Annotated in this window: 19 protein-coding genes; 4 read left to right on the plus strand and 15 right to left on the minus strand. The window is 60.4% G+C overall.

Annotated elements, in window-relative coordinates; genetic code table 11:
- Positions 1-4: 4 nt before the first annotated feature.
- Genes MUY21_RS13755 through MUY21_RS13765 form a run of 3 tightly spaced genes read right to left on the minus strand, consistent with a single transcriptional unit; the run spans position 5 to position 2981 of the window.
- The gene (locus MUY21_RS13755) at positions 5-454 is read right to left on the minus strand and encodes an HPr kinase/phosphatase C-terminal domain-containing protein (protein WP_248410920.1); all 450 of its coding nucleotides are present in this window, start codon (positions 452-454) and stop codon (positions 5-7) included.
- The gene (locus MUY21_RS13760) at positions 451-2256 is read right to left on the minus strand and encodes a sensor histidine kinase (RefSeq protein WP_248410921.1); all 1806 of its coding nucleotides are present in this window, start codon (positions 2254-2256) and stop codon (positions 451-453) included. The genes MUY21_RS13755 and MUY21_RS13760 overlap by 4 nt, the downstream gene beginning before the upstream one ends.
- A 20-nt stretch (positions 2257-2276) precedes the next feature.
- The gene (locus MUY21_RS13765; RefSeq protein ID WP_248410922.1) at positions 2277-2981 is read right to left on the minus strand and encodes a response regulator transcription factor; all 705 of its coding nucleotides are present in this window, start codon (positions 2979-2981) and stop codon (positions 2277-2279) included.
- 360 nt (positions 2982-3341) lie between these two features.
- On the opposite strand from MUY21_RS13765, the gene MUY21_RS13770 reads away from it, so the two are divergent.
- A complete protein-coding gene (locus MUY21_RS13770; RefSeq protein WP_248410923.1) occupies positions 3342-4940 on the plus strand; it encodes a phosphoenolpyruvate carboxykinase in 1599 nt (532 codons plus the stop codon).
- Positions 4941-5000: 60 nt separating this feature from the next.
- Here MUY21_RS13770 and MUY21_RS13775 read toward each other — a convergent pair whose 3' ends face one another.
- Positions 5001-5768 (minus strand): sulfite exporter TauE/SafE family protein, encoded by a 768-nt coding sequence (locus tag MUY21_RS13775; protein WP_248410924.1) that lies wholly within the window; start codon positions 5766-5768, stop codon positions 5001-5003.
- A gap of 193 nt (positions 5769-5961) precedes the next feature.
- On the opposite strand from MUY21_RS13775, the gene MUY21_RS13780 reads away from it, so the two are divergent.
- From MUY21_RS13780 to MUY21_RS13790, 3 genes are all read left to right on the plus strand, one after another.
- Positions 5962-7611 carry an acyl-CoA dehydrogenase family protein gene (locus tag MUY21_RS13780; RefSeq protein ID WP_248410925.1) on the plus strand — a complete coding sequence of 550 codons (1650 nt, stop codon included), beginning with the start codon at positions 5962-5964 and terminating at the stop codon, positions 7609-7611.
- Between the two features lie 141 nt (positions 7612-7752).
- Entirely contained in the window at positions 7753-8313 is a 561-nt protein-coding gene (locus MUY21_RS13785) for a TetR/AcrR family transcriptional regulator (protein ID WP_248410926.1), read from the plus strand.
- 40 nt (positions 8314-8353) lie between these two features.
- The gene (locus MUY21_RS13790; protein WP_248410927.1) at positions 8354-8752 is read left to right on the plus strand and encodes an META domain-containing protein; all 399 of its coding nucleotides are present in this window, start codon (positions 8354-8356) and stop codon (positions 8750-8752) included.
- Between the two features lie 10 nt (positions 8753-8762).
- Here MUY21_RS13790 and recO read toward each other — a convergent pair whose 3' ends face one another.
- The 11 genes from recO to folK all read right to left on the minus strand — a co-directional run bounded on the left by recO (position 8763) and on the right by folK (position 17487).
- Positions 8763-9494: a DNA repair protein RecO gene (gene recO, locus MUY21_RS13795; RefSeq protein WP_248410928.1), complete on the minus strand. Its 732-nt coding sequence runs from the start codon at positions 9492-9494 to the stop codon at positions 8763-8765.
- Positions 9495-9548: 54 nt separating this feature from the next.
- The gene (locus MUY21_RS13800; RefSeq protein WP_248410929.1) at positions 9549-9881 is read right to left on the minus strand and encodes a DUF1491 family protein; all 333 of its coding nucleotides are present in this window, start codon (positions 9879-9881) and stop codon (positions 9549-9551) included.
- The gene (gene era, locus MUY21_RS13805; protein WP_248410930.1) at positions 9878-10795 is read right to left on the minus strand and encodes a GTPase Era; all 918 of its coding nucleotides are present in this window, start codon (positions 10793-10795) and stop codon (positions 9878-9880) included. Before era ends, MUY21_RS13800 begins: the two co-directional genes overlap by 4 nt.
- Complete coding sequence (gene rnc / locus MUY21_RS13810; protein ID WP_248410931.1) at positions 10792-11478, minus strand: ribonuclease III; 687 nt, start codon at positions 11476-11478, stop codon at positions 10792-10794. Before rnc ends, era begins: the two co-directional genes overlap by 4 nt.
- Positions 11475-12260 (minus strand): signal peptidase I, encoded by a 786-nt coding sequence (lepB, locus tag MUY21_RS13815; protein ID WP_248410932.1) that lies wholly within the window; start codon positions 12258-12260, stop codon positions 11475-11477. Before lepB ends, rnc begins: the two co-directional genes overlap by 4 nt.
- A gap of 97 nt (positions 12261-12357) precedes the next feature.
- Complete coding sequence (gene acpS / locus MUY21_RS13820) at positions 12358-12777, minus strand: holo-ACP synthase (RefSeq protein WP_191287101.1); 420 nt, start codon at positions 12775-12777, stop codon at positions 12358-12360.
- Positions 12778-12805: 28 nt separating this feature from the next.
- Positions 12806-13558: a pyridoxine 5'-phosphate synthase gene (locus tag MUY21_RS13825; protein WP_248410933.1), complete on the minus strand. Its 753-nt coding sequence runs from the start codon at positions 13556-13558 to the stop codon at positions 12806-12808.
- Between the two features lie 42 nt (positions 13559-13600).
- Entirely contained in the window at positions 13601-14248 is a 648-nt protein-coding gene (locus MUY21_RS13830; protein WP_248410934.1) for a DUF2062 domain-containing protein, read from the minus strand.
- Positions 14249-14278: 30 nt separating this feature from the next.
- Positions 14279-16417: a bifunctional (p)ppGpp synthetase/guanosine-3',5'-bis(diphosphate) 3'-pyrophosphohydrolase gene (locus MUY21_RS13835; protein ID WP_248410935.1), complete on the minus strand. Its 2139-nt coding sequence runs from the start codon at positions 16415-16417 to the stop codon at positions 14279-14281.
- Positions 16418-16449: 32 nt separating this feature from the next.
- Positions 16450-16806, minus strand: coding sequence for a DNA-directed RNA polymerase subunit omega (rpoZ, locus tag MUY21_RS13840; RefSeq protein ID WP_091428052.1), 357 nt, complete (start codon positions 16804-16806; stop codon positions 16450-16452).
- 84 nt (positions 16807-16890) lie between these two features.
- Positions 16891-17487 carry a 2-amino-4-hydroxy-6-hydroxymethyldihydropteridine diphosphokinase gene (gene folK, locus MUY21_RS13845; RefSeq protein ID WP_348984598.1) on the minus strand — a complete coding sequence of 199 codons (597 nt, stop codon included), beginning with the start codon at positions 17485-17487 and terminating at the stop codon, positions 16891-16893.
- Positions 17488-17560 lie beyond the last annotated feature (73 nt).

Genomic DNA, 17560 nt, shown 5'->3' on the forward strand with positions numbered 1-17560 from the left:
TCGCCTAGCTTGTCCCGTCATGCCTGCCGGATTTCAACAGGTGGTATAGCGCACATGCGAAGTAAGGTGCATCAACCCGTAAAACAAGGTCGATTTCGTATCCGCCAACGTTTGTGAGGCGTCGTGAAGGGGGAAGGCGATCCACCTCGTCCTTTGACAGATCAACGACCAGTTGAAGGTGCGCCGATACCTTCCACGGCACATTGATCAGCCCGATGCCCCGCGCCTCGATCACCCCTTGCAGGCGGTCGGGCGCCATGACCACAGGACCATCTTCGCCAACCCTCAACCGACTGTAATCATCCGCAATCAGGCTGGCGCCCAATCCGATCAATTCCAGCGCCAGTGACGATTTTCCAGACCCCGAGGGACCGACGATCATCGCCGCGGCATCGTCAACGGCAATCGTCGTAGCATGAAAGCCAAGCGGATCGGACTGGTCGCTTTGGGTCACACCGGAAGGCCAACCACGAAGCGCGCGCCCAGCGGGTCCGAGGTCACATCCGCATCGGTAGGCCGGATGTTCTCGGCCCAGATCACGCCGCCATGGGCTTCGACAATCTGCTTAGAGATCGCAAGCCCCAGACCCGAGTTGTTGCCGAACTGGTTCTCCGGCCGCTCGGAATAGAACCGCTTGAAGATCTTGTTCAGCGCCTGTTCCGGGATGCCGGGGCCGGTATCTTCGACCACCACCAGCACCCGGTTTTCACGACGGCGCGCCCACACCCGGATCGCATCCCCTTCGTCGCAGAAGCTCAGCGCATTGGTGATCAGGTTCACGAACACCTGTGCCAACCGGGCTTCCAACCCGCGAATGTAAATCGGGTCAGGCGGCAGGTCGGTGATGAACTCAACCCCCTTGTCGCTGCCTTCGTTGCCCAGATAGTCGGTCAGGTTGCGCAACATCTTCAGAAGGTTGAACTCTTCTTCCTCTTCCTTCACCAACTCGCTGTCCAGCCGCGAGGCGTTCGAGATGTCGCTGACCAACCGGTCCAGCCGCCGCACGTCATGGTCGATCACGTCCAGCAACTTGTTCCGGTGCTCGTCTTTCTTGGCCAGGCGCAGGGTGCCGATGGCGGATCTCAGGCTGGCCAGCGGGTTCTTGATCTCGTGCGCCACGTCGGCGGCAAACTGTTCGTTGGAATCGATCCGGTCATACAGCGCCGCAACCATCCCGCGCAGGGCACCTGACAGGCGGCCGATCTCATCCGGTCGCGCGGTCAGATCCGGGATGCGAACGCGCCCGGTGCGAACGCTGTTGTGATCCTTGTCCCGCCCCAGTTCGGCGGCGGCGGCTAGATCGGACAGCGGGTTGGCAATGGTCGAGGCCAGAACGAGGCTCAGCCCGATCGACACAAGGATCGCGATGACGAACATCTGCAGCAATTGCTCGCGCTCGGCGCGCACCAGCAGGTCAAGCTCACCCGCGGCGCTGGTGATCGCCACGACGCCGGCAGGGACGCCATTTTGCAGGATTGGGGTTGCGACGGAAAACACCGTGCCGCCGTTTTCATCGACGCCGTTCGACACGCGCGTCGCGCCGTTCATCGCGCCGGGATACAAGGTTCGGGCCATCACTTCGGTGTCCAACGGGATGGATTGCCCGTCGCCCTTCGCCACGATGCCCGACACGCCTTCCCACACTGCGTTCAGAAGATCGGTGATGATGGTCGACCCGACCTCGTGCCCCATTCCGTCGACCGGAGTCGGTTCGGCGCTTGGCACCCCGACCGAGCGCGCCAGCAGCGCCTCGTTCGCATCGAACACGAACACCTCCAGCCCCGCCGGAAGCTGCAAGTCAGACAGTGTCTCGGCAAAGTCGGGCTGGGCGGGTTGGGCAGGCTGGGCGGGTTGGGCAGGTTGAGAGGTGGCTGGGGTCACATCGGGGGCCGTATCGCCCCCCTCGGACGGCTCCGGCGCGGTCGCCGCCTGAATTTCGCTGGCCTGTTCCAGCTGGGCTTCGAACACATCCGCGATCAATTCGGCCTCGACCACCAATCCACGTTCGCGTTGGATCAGAAGACTGTCGCGAAACGGGTTCAGATACAGAACCCCAGCCACCAGAACCACCAGACCAAGCAGGTTGAATGTGATGATCTTTCGCGCCAGTGGCGAACGATTGATCGAAATCAGCCCGCGCTGCGCCCGCTTGTCGCGCAACTCGAAATCCATCTCGCCGGTCGGCGAGACCCAATCTTCACCCAGAACAAGATCGCTTCGGGTTGTGGCCTTGGTGTCCTTCACCTTTTTCACCATCTTGTCGAACGCACGCGGCGTTATTCCTCGTTATACCGGTAACCGATGCCATAGAGCGTTTCGATGGCCGAGAAATCATCATCCGCGGTCCGCATCTTCTTGCGCAACCGCTTGATGTGGCTGTCGATGGTGCGGTCATCCACATAAACCTGATCGTCATAGGCCACATCCATCAACTGGTCGCGACTTTTGACAAAACCGGGCCGTTGGGCAAGGGCCTGAAGCAACAAGAACTCGGTCACGGTCAGGGACACGTCCTTGCCCTTCCAGGTGACAGCATGGCGCAGCGGGTCCATCGTCAGATCACCGCGCACCAGCGATTTGCTTTCCTCAACCTCGCCCGCGTCGTCCTTGGCGATGACCTCCTGCCGTCGCAGCAGCGCGCGAATACGTTCAACCAGAAGCCGCTGGCTAAAGGGCTTCGTCACGTAATCATCGGCGCCCATGCGCAGGCCCAGAACCTCGTCGATCTCATCATCTTTCGAGGTCAGGAAAATCACCGGCATGGTCTTGGTTTTTTGCCGCAGGCGCTGCAACAGGTCCATCCCGTCCATCCGGGGCATCTTGATGTCCAGCACGGCCATGTCGGGCAGGCGCTGCATGAACGCGTCCAGCGCGCTTTGTCCATCGTTATAGGTTTCAACTTCGAAGCCCTCGGCCTCGAGAGTAATGGCGACGGAGGTCAGGATATTCCTGTCATCGTCCACCAACGCGATTCTCGACATAGGGGTCTCCTTACACTGCTCGTTGTTATTTTGTTTTTCGCCATTGTCCTGTTTTCGGTGTTGCGAATCAATAACGAACTGCGAATCGCAGCAGCAGGTACGCGCCCGCCGCGTGAAATGATCAAAATGCTGGCGAATTTACCGCACATTCCCGCAATCCCCTGCGCAACATGATTGCGCAAACAGACGCTTGGTTGCGCTAACTGCGCCAAAGCGACCTGTTCCATCTGAAAGTCACCATGCTATAGCGCGAACATCGGCCCTCGTTCACATGAGGGTTGGCGCGCGTGGCGGATGCCACGCGCTTGCATGTGAAACCTATATACGCCGGGCCAGACAGGCCGGCGACAGGAGCGAGATATGACCACTGGACGGGTGAACCCAGAACGCCGCTTGGAAGATCAAGGCATCAAGGGGCTGGGCAATGTCTATTACAACTTGATGGAGCCGGACCTGATCGAAGCCGCACTGGCGCGCGGCGAAGGACATTTGGGTCAGGGTGGCGCCTTCCTGGTCACGACCGGCAAGCACACGGGCCGCTCTCCCAAAGACAAGTTTGTCGTCAAAACCCCGAATGTCGAGCCGCATATCTGGTGGGACAACAACCCGCCGATGGACCCGGCCAAGTTCGATGTCCTGTATGAAGACATGCTGGAGCATATGAAGGGCGGCGACTATTATGTTCAGGATCTGTTCGGTGGCGCCGACCCCGCCTATCGGCTGGACGTGCGCCTTGTGACCGAAATGGCCTGGCACAGCCTGTTCATCCGCCACATGCTGCGCCGCCCCGACCGTGAAGAACTGGACGATTTCGACCCTGAATTTACCGTCATCAACTGCCCGACTTTCAAAGCCGACGCCGAACGCCACGGCTGCCGGTCGGAAACAGTCATCGCGCTGAACTTCGACCGCAAGATCATTCTGATCGGCGGCACCGAATACGCGGGCGAGAATAAGAAATCGGTGTTCACCCTGCTGAACTATATCCTGCCGGAAAAAGGCGTGATGCCGATGCACTGCTCGGCCAACCACGCAAAAGCCAACCCGGTCGACACGGCGATTTTCTTCGGCCTGTCGGGCACCGGCAAGACCACCCTGTCCGCCGACCCCGAGCGCACTTTGATCGGCGACGACGAACACGGCTGGTCGGACACCGGCACCTTCAATTTCGAAGGTGGCTGCTATGCCAAGACCATCAACCTGTCAGCCGAGGCCGAGCCGGAAATCTATGCGACCACGACCAAGTTCGCGACCGTCATCGAAAACATGGTCTATGACGAAGAGACCAAGGAACTGGATTTCGAGGATGACAGCCTGACCGCGAACATGCGCTGCGCCTATCCGCTGCACTATATCGCCAACGCGTCGAAATCGGCCATCGGCGGCCATCCGAAGAACATCATCATGCTGACCTGTGATGCGTTCGGCGTCCTGCCCCCGATCGCGCGGCTGACCCCGGCGCAGGCGATGTATCACTTCCTGTCTGGCTTCACCTCGAAGGTCGCTGGCACCGAAAAGGGCGTGACCGAGCCCGAGCCTACGTTCTCGACCTGTTTCGGCGCCCCCTTCATGCCGCGCCGCCCTGCCGAATATGGCGCGCTGCTGCGGGACAAGATCGCCAAGCATGGCGCGACCTGCTGGCTGGTCAACACCGGCTGGACTGGTGGTGCTTATGGCACCGGATCGCGGATGCCGATCCGTGCCACCCGTGCGCTCTTGACCGCTGCGCTTGACGGATCGCTGGCCAATTCGCAGTTCCGCAAGGACGATAATTTCGGGTTCGAAGTGCCCGTGACCGTCGAAGGGGTGCCGGACCTGCTTCTGAACCCGCGCCGCACCTGGCAGGACGCCGCAGCTTATGACGCTCAGGCGCAGAAACTGGTCGATATGTTTGCCAAGAACTTCGTTCAGTATGAAAGCGATATTGACGATGACGTGAAGGCCGTGGCCATCGGCTGATCCAAGGCCACAACGACATGCAAGCGCGCCTCGGTATCCGAGGCGCGTTTTGCGTTCGGCTTAGCCCCACAGCCCCCGGCGGATCAGGTTCAGACCTGCAATCGTCAACACGATCAGCGTCACCCGCTTGAACGTCGCTTGCGGCATCCGGTCATGCAGAACACCGCCCAGTGCCATCCCGATCAGCGCCGGGATCAGCATCAGGACCGACATCGGCAGCGTCTGCGCGTTCAGCACGCCGGATTTCACATGCGCTGCAAACAGCGCCACGGCCCCAACCCCATAGATCACCCCCTGCACCCGCATCTGCTCGGCCTTCGGCGTGTCGATCGCCGTCAGATAGGCGATGGTGGGCGGGCCCCAGACACCGGACAAACCACCCGACAGACCCGCAAAGGCGCCGATCAGGCTCTCATCTCGCCTGCGGTGCCTGGCGTGCAGGGTGGGTTTCCAACCGCTCAGCTGCATCAGGCAGAACGCCACGACCGGCACGCCGATCAGGATGAACAATGCCGCCTGTGACAACACGGTCACGAGCTGCGCGCTGAGGGTCAGGCAGATCAGAAGCGCGATCAGAAAGACGCGAAACTTGTCCACAGCCTGCCACGCCGCCCTCAACCCCTGTCGGAACGCCTGGTATCCGTTGGTGACCACGGTCGGCACGATCAGCGCGGCCAGGGCTTGGTCGGCTGGCAACATCGTGGCCAAGCCGGAAATCATGATCAGCGGCATGCCGAAGCCGACCGCGCCCTTTACGAACCCGGCAAAGACCGCGACAAGTGCCGCCAGAAGCACTGTCAATTGCGTCAGTTCAGAAACTATTCCCATGCCGGTTCGATCCTGTTTTCCCTGTTCTACCCAAGCCGGAGGGACCGCGCATCAGGCAATTTTGTGCGTCACTTTTGTTCGTTTTCGATGTTTCTGACGTATTTTTATTGCGCTGCATCTGCAAAAGGATTACTTCTCTGCACATGCGAAAGACCCGGCCGAATCCCGGCTTCGACCAAGACAGGAGACAGCGATGACAGGCGCTCTGATCGACAATCTTTTGACCCTCACCGCCGACGCGCTGGCACCTGTGGAAACCGTGTTCGATGCTGCCAAGGCATCTGTACGCAATATGGTGGCGGAAGGTGATCGCATCTCGGGCACCAAACTGGAAGAGCACCAGGCCGCAGCCCACGCCCTGTCATGGCTTGCCACCTATACCGAGAGCCTGCGCCAGATGAATGCCTGGGCCAGCAGACTGAACGACGATGGGAAGCTGGGCGAGATGGAGCAACTGATCCTGCAAATCGCCTTCGGGGAATATCTTGCCCAGATCAAGGGCGGGATCATGATGAGCCAGAATGAAATGGCGCGCCTGTCGGACATGGGCATTGACGGCGCCGCGCTTGACACCGATGCGATTGACACCTTGATCGCGGCGGGCAACAGCCAAGCCGCCCGCACCCGTCTGGTTGCACTGATGCGCGACAATGCCGGTCACGCCACCTTCGGGGCCACCGGGCTGGACGAAGAGCTTGAGATGATCCGCGAACAGTTCCGTCGATATGCCGACGAGCGCGTGGCGCCGAATGCCCATGACTGGCACCTGAAGGATGAGTACATCCCGATGGAGATCCTTGAAGAACTGGCCGAGATGGGCGTGTTCGGCCTGACCATCCCCGAGGAATATGGCGGGCTGGGTTTGTCGAAAGCGTCGATGGTGGTGGTGTCCGAAGAACTCAGCCGCGGCTATATCGGGGTCGGCTCGCTGGGCACGCGGTCCGAGATCGCGGCCGAGCTGATCCTGGCGGGTGGCACCGACGCACAGAAAGAACACTGGCTGCCGAAAATCTCGTCGGCCGAGATCCTGCCCACCGCCGTGTTTACCGAGCCCAACACGGGGTCCGACCTTGGGTCGTTGCGCACCCGCGCCGTGAAGACCGCCGATGGGGACTATGAAATCACGGGCAACAAGACCTGGATCACCCACGCCGCGCGGACCCATGTGATGACTCTGCTGGCACGCACCGACCCCAACTCGACCGACCATCGGGGCCTGTCGATGTTTCTTGCCGAAAAGCAGCCCGGTGATGACGACAACCCCTTCCCCACCGAAGGCATGACCGGCGGCGAGATCGAGGTGCTGGGTTATCGCGGCATGAAAGAGTTCGAACTGGGCTTTGACGGGTTCAAAGTAAAGGGTGAAAACCTGCTGGGTGGCGAGGAAGGTCAGGGCTTCAAGCAGTTGATGAAAACCTTCGAAGCCGCGCGCATTCAAACCGCTGCCCGTGCCATTGGCGTGGCCCAGAACGCGCTTGAAATCGGCATGCAATATGCCGAAGACCGCAAACAGTTCGGCAAATCCCTGGTCAACTTCCCGCGCGTGGCCAACAAGCTGGCGATGATGGCGGTGGAAATCATGGTGGCGCGGCAGCTCACCTATTTCTCGGCGTGGGAAAAAGACCACGATCAACGTTGCGATCTGGAAGCGGGCATGGCAAAGCTTTTGGGCGCGCGTGTCGCATGGGCTTGCGCGGACAATGCGTTGCAAATTCACGGTGGCAACGGGTTTGCGCTGGAATATCAGATCAGCCGCGTGTTGTGTGATGCCCGCATCCTGAACATCTTTGAAGGCGCGGCGGAAATTCAGGCCCAGGTGATCGCACGCCGCCTGCTGGGGTGACACGGAACTGGTCGCAGCGTCGCCCCGGACGGGGCAGAATGCCGCAGCGCCGACCGCTTGAACACGTCCATACGGCGGCGTATGTAGCGGGTGTTACTCACGCACCCATACGTCACCGTATGCAATCTGTCGGAGCATCCCATGCCAGAAAAGAAACCCCGCCTGAAAGCTGACGACTGGATCCGGGCAGGGCTTGCCGCCTTGGTCTCGGACGGGCCGCAGGCACTGAAAGCGGAAGTTCTGGCCAGACGGTTGAACACCACGAAAGGGTCGTTCTACTGGCACTTCAAGGATGTCCCCGATTTTCACCAACGATTGCTTGCGCGTTGGGAAGAGCTTGCCATTGCGGCGATCTCGCACGCCCTGTCGGACGCCGATGATCCCGTGAAACGCCTGTATCACCTTGGCCACATGGCCGCCGCGTCACAGCAGGGTGTAGGTCAAGATCGGGCTGAGACGGCAATCCGCGCCTGGGCATATGGATATGATCTGGCATCCGACGCCGTGCTTCGCGTCGATCAAAGACGGATCGAGTTGCTTGGGGAAACCCTGAATGCGCTGGACCTGACCAACCCCGATTTCGCCCGGATCATCCACAGCGCCATCGTCGGGATGTCTGCGCTTTCTGCCACCGACATGACCGGCAACAAGAACGCGATGTCCACGCTGATGGCGGCAATTCTTGCCCTTCGGGATGCTTAATCGCGTTGGCATGACGCAACTTCAGGCGTAAGTTACGCGCATGAAACAGACACTTCTCATCACCGCCGCGATCGCCGCACTCGCCTTGGCCGGGTGCAAGGACGAAACGATTTCAGGCTATGCTGACCGCAAGGTTGTCTGGAAACTGCTTGAGATTGATCGAAAACCCTTCGATGCGGATGCGACGATCGCCTTCCCGAAGCATGGTCAGATCGTGGGCCAGGCACCCTGCAACAGCTATACCAGCGAGCAGAAAGCCCCCTATCCCTGGTTCGAAATCGGCCCGATCGCCGCAACCCGCAAAGCCTGCGATGCGATGGACGAGGAAAGCCGGTTCTTCACCGCTCTCACCCAGATGCGCGAGATCGAGGCCCAGGGCGACATGCTCATCATGTCGAACGAGGCTGGGCGTCAGATGGTGTTCCTGGCCCAACGCTGATCGCGGCGCGTCACTCGCCCCGGGCTTCGCGCTTAAGCCGGTCGATCAGCCGTGCGCGTTGTTCCGGCAGGGGTTTGTCGCCCAGAGAATGCGCCAGCCAGTTGGTCAGGAAATATCCGGTCGTCTGCAACCCCGCCAGAACCTGCATCGGCGCACCGGTGCCAACCCCCAAAAGCTCGGGCGGCAGGGGCAGCAGGCGGTCGGCCCACGCTCCGGCCGCGTCGGCGGACACGGCACGCCCGGTTTTGGGCGACACATAGGCAAGATCATCCATCGACCCGGTGACCGCACAGGCAGACAGGTCCAGCCCGAAACCGAGGTCATCCAGCAAGGCCAATTCCCATTTCAGATAGGCCGTCGGCCACGCCTCGTTCACGCCCAGAAGGTCCAGCATCGCCTGCGTGCGTCGATAAAGCTGGGGATGCGGTTCACGCTCAGGCAGTGAGAAGGTCAGAAGCGACGTGACCGCGTTCAGCCCGGCCAGCGCGGTGCGATCTGACAAAACCGTTGCGCGGCTACGCAGGGGTTCGACGGTATAGCTGCCGATATGTTCTTCCAGTCGCGCCCTCCAGGCAACATCCAGTTGCGCACCGGGTTGCAGGATGGGGGCGATCTTGCGGCTCGTCCCGCCCCGCACAACACCTGCATGGCGCCCGTGGGCTTCGGTGAACACGTCAATGATCACCGAGGTTTCGCCATGCTTGCGCACGGACAAAAGCGCGCCCTGATCCCGCCAATCCATGCCCGTCACCCTCCTTGGGTCAAACTAGCCCTGATAATGCGAATGGCAATGGCGTCAATCGGACAATCCCGGCTCGTCCAGCAGATGGCGGCCCTGTCGATCCTCCACCTCAATCACCCAGAGGTCCGGGTCGAAGCCTTTCTGCCGTTCCAGCGCCGCGTCCACATCCGCCTCGACCCCCTCGGCAAGCGCGACCCAGCGACGCGCGCCGGTCATCAGGTCGAAACTGCGTTGATAGGCCACCGCCTGCCCGTCCAGTGTGTTCAGCTTCACCAGAACAGCCCCCGCCGTGGCGTCGCCCTTCTGCGTGATGAACGCCGGAATGTCAGACAGGCGCAACCGCGTCAAATAGGCTGCAACCCAAAGTTCAGCCGTCAGTCGGGTCAAGCGTTCCCGTCCTTGAAATCAAGACCCATTTCCGAATACCGCTCTTTTTCATCCAGCCAGTTCGGGCGCACTTTCACCTGCAAGAACAGATGAATCTTGCGCCCCATGAACTCTTCCAACTCGGCGCGGGCGGATTGGCTGACGGCTTTGATCGTCTCGCCCTTCTTGCCCAGAATGATGCCTTTGTGGCCGTCGCGGGCGACATAGATCACCTGATCCACGCGGGCCGAGCCATCCTTGCGTTCCTCCCAGTTCTCGGTTTCGACCGTCAACTGGTAAGGCAGTTCCTGATGCAGGCGCAGGGTCAGCTTTTCGCGAGTCATTTCAGCCGCGATCATGCGCATGGGCAGATCGGCGATTTGGTCTTCGGGGTAAAGCCACGGCCCTTCAGGCAATTGTTCGGCCAGCCATGCGCGCAAGGCCTGCACCCCGTGACCTTTCTCGGCCGAGATCATGAAGGTCTCGGCAAAATCATATCGGTCATTCAGGTCTTTCGCCAAAGCCAGCAGCACCTCGGCCTTCACCTTGTCGATCTTGTTGATGGCAAGGGCAACGGTGCGACCCTGACCGATTTCTTCCAGCCCCTCAAGGATACGTTTGACACCTTCGGTCACACCGCGATGCGCTTCGACCAGCAGCACGGTGATATCGGCATCCGCCGCCCCACCCCATGCGGCGGCGACCATCGCACGATCAAGGCGGCGGCGCGGTTGGAACAGGCCCGGCGTGTCCACGAACACGATCTGCGTGTTGCCCTCGATCGCCACACCACGGATGCGCGCGCGGGTCGTTTGAACCTTATGCGTCACGATCGAGACCTTGGCCCCGACCATCTGGTTCGTCAGCGTCGATTTCCCGGCATTGGGTTCTCCAATCAGGGCGACGAATCCGGCGCGTTGCGGTTGGTCTGTCATGTCTTGCTCTCCAACTGCTTCAGCAGGGCGCGGGCAGCCGATTGTTCGGCCACACGTTTGGACGGTGCAGTAGCGGTGGCGGAATGCCCGTTCGACAGCTCTGCCCGAATGGTGAACACCGGCGCGTGGTCCGGCCCTTCGCGTCCCGTTTCGGCATAGGTCGGCGGGGGCATCTTGCGCGCCTGCGCCCATTCCTGCAATGCCGTCTTGGGGTCGCGCGCGTCCTCTTCCACGGTATCGATGCGGTCGCCCCATAGCGTCAGGATCATTTTGCGTGCCGCGTTCAACCCTGCATCAAGATATACGGCGGCGATCACCGCCTCCATCGCGTCCCCCAGAAGCGCCTGCTTGCGCCGCCCGCCGGTCTTCATCTCGGACCGGCCCAGTTTCAGCACCGCACCGACATCAACCTGCCGGGCCACATCGGCGCAGGTTTCCTTGCGCACCAGCGCGTTGTAGCGCGGTGCCAGTGTGCCTTCGGGCGCGCCGGGGTCGGCCCGCAGCAGCGTTTCGGACATCACAAGGCCAAGCACCCGGTCGCCCAGAAACTCAAGCCGTTGGTTGTCGGGGCGGGTGGCAGAGGAAATCGACCCGTGGGTCAGCGCACGGACCAGCAGCTCGGGGTCTTTGAACCTGTGCCCGATACGACCTTCGAAGGCCTGAAGATCACCAGACAGCTTCACTCGATCTCCTTAAAGAACCGATCCGTCCGCCACGTCCAGAAATAGAACAGCCGCTTGCCCGCCGCCGAGAACATGATGCGGTCGGCACGGCCCAGCAGGTATTCCGCAGGCACGAAACCGACGCCTCCCGCATTGGGGCTGACCCGGCTGTCGGTCGAGTTGTCGCGGTTGTCGCCCATGAAGAAATACTCGCCTTCCGGCACGGTGAACACATTGGTGTTGTCCAGACGCGTGTTGCGCACATTCAGGACCGAATGGCTGACACCATTGGGCAGCGTTTCAATCGCCTTTTCCTTGATGCACGTGCCGCCCTGCCCGACGGGGCTGTTGGCACATTGCGGGAAGGTGGCAAAGCGGCCCTGCGCTTGTTTGATCTCCTCATACGTGCCGTCGGGCACCTGCTTGGCCTCTTCGCCGTTGATGAACAGGATGCCGTTCTTGATCTGGATCTTGTCACCCGGCAGGCCGATCAGACGTTTCACGTAGTCGGTGCCAAGCGACGGGTGGCGGAAGACCACGACATCGCCTCGCTCCGGCTCGGACCCGAACAAGCGGCCCGAAATCGGGCAGGACGAGAACGGGCAGGAATGGCGGGAATAGCCATAGGCCATCTTGTTCACGAACAGAAAATCGCCGATCAGCAGCGTGTCTTTCATGGAGCCCGTGGGAATCCAGAACGGCTGGAAGAACAGGGTGCGGAAGACACCTGCGATGATCAGCGCCCAGAAGATCGTCTTGACCGTTTCCCAGATGCCGTCTTGTTTCTTTTCAGCCATGTCCATGTCTGCCTCTTTTCATCGGGCCGATCTGTGCCGGTCCATTAGGGATGAGTGGCGATATGAGCGGATGCGCGGGAAGTGTCAAGTTTCGCAGGGCCCGTCACGCAGATGCAGGCGTCTTTTCGATGGGCCGCGCTTCGATCACGACGAAAGCCTGCGCCCAAGGGTGATCGTCTGTCAGGGTGACGTGGATGATCGCCTCGTGCCCCGCCGGGGTCATCTCGGCCAACCGGTCGGCAGCCCAGCCGGTGACGGCCATGACGGGCTGCCCGGTGCGCAGGTTGCTGACCGCCATGTCGCGCCAGCTGATCCCCATGGCAAGCCCCGTGCCCAGCGCCTTGGAACACGCTTCCTTCGCGGCCCAACGCTTGGCCAGCGTGCCCGCCTCATCCCGGCGACGGGCGGCTTTGCGCAATTCGGTCTCGGTGAACACACGGTTGCGGAACCGGTCGCCGAAGCGTTCCAGCGTTCCGGCGATACGATCGATATTTGCAAGGTCCGTGCCGATGCCGAGGATCATAGGGGCCACTGATATGGATGCGCAGATGTCACCCGCGCGCCTCGTCCATCAGGCGACGCATTTCGGCCATGGCATCGGGCAAGCCGCGAAAGATCGCCTCGCCGATCAGGAAATGACCGATGTTCAGTTCGACAACTTCGGGCATCGCAGCAATGGGTTTTACGGTGTCATAGGTCAGCCCATGACCCGCGTGCACTTCCAGCCCCAGCGAATGCGCCAATGCCGCCCCTTCGCGCAGACGCGCAAGCTCGGCATCACGATCCTCATACCGGCCTTCGGCGTGCAGATCGCAGTAAGCACCGGTGTGCAGCTCAACCACCGCAGCCCCCACCCGCGCCGAGGCTTCGATCTGCACGGGATCGGCCGCGATGAACAGCGACACACGACACCCGGCGTCCCGCAACGGGGCGATGTATTCGGAAAGTTTTTCTGCCTGCGCAGTGACCTCCAACCCGCCTTCGGTGGTCAGTTCTTCACGCTTTTCGGGCACCAGACACACCGCATGAGGTTTGTGGCGCAGGGCAATGTCCAGCATCTCTCGCGTTGCTGCGCATTCGAAGTTCAGGGGCGCGGACAGTTCGGCCATCAAACGATCAATATCATCGTCCAGAATATGCCGCCGGTCTTCGCGCAGATGCGCCGTGATCCCGTCTGCACCCGCCTTTTCGGCCACAAGGGCGGCGCGCACCGGGTCGGGATAAGCGGACCCCCGCGCGTTTCTGACCGTCGCCACGTGGTCGATATTCACACCCAGGCGCAGTTTTCCCGTCTGGTTGGCCATGTCGCGTCCCTCCGTCGATGCAATCTGTCGGCTTGCCAAGTCTTACGGTTTTTCCGCCGCTTCGCCACCCTTGTCTCGTCCGGCTTTCAGGCGTTTTTCGTACCGTTCTTTCAACTTCTTGATCCGCCGCCGCTGATAGGCATGGATGACCGGGTTGGACAGTGCATAGCCGACGGTGCCCGCCGCGATGCCAGGAATGATGCAACCCACCAGATAGGGCAGGAAAACGCGGTGAAAAAACTCGGACAGGCTGGACCAATCCACCACATGCCCGGTGAAGGGCGATTTTATGTTGCTCCAGAACTCCGTGGTGGCGGCGGCGAACTGCGACACGATTTCGGGAAGATGGATGTTCGAGGACTGCCCCAGAATCGCATTGCCAAGGTTCACCGACAATTCAGCGATCAGCGGGAATGTCAGCGGGTTGCCGACAAAGGTTGCCAGCAATGATGCCAGAACATTGCCCCGGATGATCCAGGACAGGATCGCGGCGGTCAGAAAATGCAGACCGAAAAACGGCGTGAACGAGGCGAAGATCCCCGCTGCAATCCCGCGCGAAATCCGGTGCGCCGGATCGGGCAGACGTCGAATGCGGTGTATCACATATTGCGATGCCCGATACCAACCGCCCCGTGGATAGAAGAATTCCGCAATGATACGCAAGTATGAGCGCGGATTTCTCTTGAACACGGATCGTCCCTTTCGGCCGAAATTGGCGGGTTACGGTTTGCGGGCAATGTCCCTGTGCCGGTGAACATCGGCGACATCACTATCTGCCTCGAGTGTCAGCATGATGGCATGCAAATGTTCAATATCGCGCAAATCTACATCAACAAGGAGGCGGTAAAAATCGGGTTTCCGGTCCAGAAACTTCAGGTCCGAGATATTGGCTTTCTGCTCGCCGATCAACGAGCATATGCGGCCCAGAACACCCGCATCGTTCGAAATGGTCATGTCGATGCTGACGGTATGAATGGCCGGATGCTGGCCGGAATGCCAGTGCAGATCGACCCAGCGTGAACTGTCTTCGGCCACGTCGGCCAGCGCGTCACAGTCGATCGTGTGCACCATCACGCCCTTGCCACGATAGGTGATCCCGACGATACGTTCCCCCGGCACCGGCTGGCAACACTGGGCGCGGGCGAAATCCTGCCCCGTTTCCAGCCCCACAACCACCGAATCGCCATCCACCTCGGCTTCGGCTTCGACACTTTCGGGATACAGCGCCGCGACCACGTCGCGCGCCTGCAATTCAGCCGAACCTAGACGGGCCAGCAGTTCTTCGGCGTTTTTCAGGCGCAGTTGCTTGGCGGCGGTGGACAGTGCCTTGTCGGTGGCCTTGCGCCCGACATGCTCGAACGCCACGCGTGCCAGTTCACGCCCCAGCCGCATGAACCGTTCGCGATCCACGCTGCGCAGGCTTTTGCGAATGGCGGCCTTGGCACGGCCTGTCACAACGATGTCGATCCAGGTTGCTTGCGGGCTTTGACCTTCGGCGGTCATGATCTCGACAGACTGGCCGTTCTTGATCCGGGTCCACAGCGGCACCCGGATGCCGTCGACCTTGGCGCCCACGCAACTGTCCCCGATCCGCGTATGGATCGCATAGGCAAAGTCCAGAGGCGTCGCGCCACGCGGCAGCTTCACAACTTCGCCCTTGGGCGTGAAACAGAACACCTGGTCCTGGTACATCTCCATCTTCACGTGTTCCAGGAACTCGTCATGGTCTTCGGCGGATTCAAACCGCTCGGTCAGCGCCGAAATCCACTTGGCCGGATCAACCGCGAAGGGGTTTTCGGCGCGCACCCCGTCTTTATAGGACCAATGCGCCGCAACCCCGGCTTCGGCCACGTCATGCATCGCATGCGTGCGGATCTGAACCTCGACCCGTTTGCCGTCGCGGCCTGACACCGTGGTGTGAATCGACCGATAACCATTGGATTTCGGCTGGCTGATGTAATCCTTGAACCGGCCCGGAATGGCCCGCCAGCGTTGATGGATCACACCCAGAACACGATAGCAATCTGCTTCGCTGTCCGTGATGATCCGAAAGCCATAGGTGTCCGACAGGCGCGAAAAGCTCTGGTTCTTTTCCTGCATCTTGCGCCAGATCGAAAACGGCTTCTTGGCGCGCCCGAACACGTCCGCCATTATCCCCGCCTTGTCCAGCTCCAGCCGGATATCCCCGGTGATCTTTTCGATCACATCGCCGCTTTCCTTCTGCAATCGCAGAAACCGCCGCATGATCGAATTCCGCGCCTCGGGGTTCAACACGCGAAACGCCAGATCTTCCAGTTCCTCGCGCATCCACTGCATCCCCATGCGGCCCGCCAGGGGAGCATAGATGTCCATGGTCTCGCGCGATTTCTGAACCTGCTTGTCGGGTCGCATGGCGCGGATCGTGCGCATATTGTGAAGGCGGTCGGCCAGCTTGACCAGGATCACCCGCAGATCCTTGGACATTGCCATGAACAGCTTGCGGAAGTTCTCGGCCTGCTTGGTCTCGGACGAGCTGAGCTGAAGGTTGGTCAGTTTGGTCACACCATCGACAAGCTCGGCCACCTCGACCCCGAAGATCTTGGTCACGTCCGAATAGGTCGACCGGGTATCCTCGATCGTATCATGCAAAAGCGCGGTGATGATCGTGGCATCATCCAGCTGCATATCCGCCAGAATTTCGGCAACAGCAAAGGGATGGGTGAAATACGGTTCGCCAGAATGACGGGTCTGCCCATCATGCATCCGCGCGCCGTATTCATACGCCGTGCGGATCAGATCGGAATTGGATTTGGGATTGTAGCGGCGGATCCGTTCGATCAGCCCGTCAAGATCAAGATCGAGATCTGGAATGTCGTTCATCCGATCCGCCACCCCGCGGAAACAGGGGTCGTTTACCCCTGCCCTTGTGCTTCCATCAAGGCGCGCAGCAGCTTTTCTTCGGACAGGTCGTCTTCGGCCGGTTTGTCGGCGGCTTCCGCGCCCATCAACAAGGCCATGCTGTCTTCTTCCGGCTCATCAACCTCGATCTGGGTCTGATGGCTTTCGATCATGCGTTCGCGCAATTCGTCGGCGGTTTGCGTCTCGTCAGCAATTTCGCGCAGGGCAACGACCGGGTTCTTGTCGTTGTCGCGATCCACGGTGATCTGGCCCCCGGCCGAGATTTCTCGGGCACGATGCGAGGCGAGCATCACAAGCTCGAACCTGTTCGGGACTTTGTCTACGCAATCTTCAACCGTCACGCGGGCCATGATCAATCTCCATTCCTTGCAAGGGGATGTGAAACGCCTATCTAGGGCCGTTGCCCGCCGGTTACAAGCAAAAACAGGTGCCGATCAGGGATAGGTATAGGGCAAAACGCCCTTTTTATCGGCGTCGGGCAGTTCATCGACCATCTGCTTCACCGTCATCTGCGTGATCGGATGGCGCCATTGCGGGGCGACATCGGCAAGGGGAATCAGCACGAAGGCACGCTCATGCAGGCGCGGATGCGGCAGGATCAACTGGTCGGGGGCCTGTTTCATCTGCTCTGCCAGCGGAAGGGTCATCCAGCGTTTCAGAATGAAGATATCGGGCAGAATCTGATCGCCGCAGGCCAACAGGTCCAGATCCAGAGTGCGCGGCGCCCAACGGGACGGGCGTTCGCGCCCGAACGCCTCTTCCACCTCATGCAAGACGGCCAGGATGTCTGCGGGGGGCAAATCGCTGTCGATTCCAACCACGGCATTCACAAAATCGGGACCGGCACCCGCAGGAAAGCAAGGCGTGCTATAATAGCGGCTCTTTCTGGTGATTCTAAGACCGAGTGCCGCCAGTTGTTCAACCGCGTCGTGTATGATCTTTGCGGATTCACGCAGGCTTGACGTTGCGTTACTTCCCAATGAAACCAGCACTTTTGGACAGGTTGAATGCAGATTAATTGCTTGCGGCACGCCATTGTTTCCCTAGATTGCAAGATGTGTTTCTTCGTTGATTGATTTCTTCATTACCACTCACGGAATTATT

Source organism: Aliiroseovarius sp. S2029 (genome assembly GCF_023195575.1).
Lineage (GTDB): Bacteria > Pseudomonadota > Alphaproteobacteria > Rhodobacterales > Rhodobacteraceae > Aliiroseovarius > Aliiroseovarius zhejiangensis.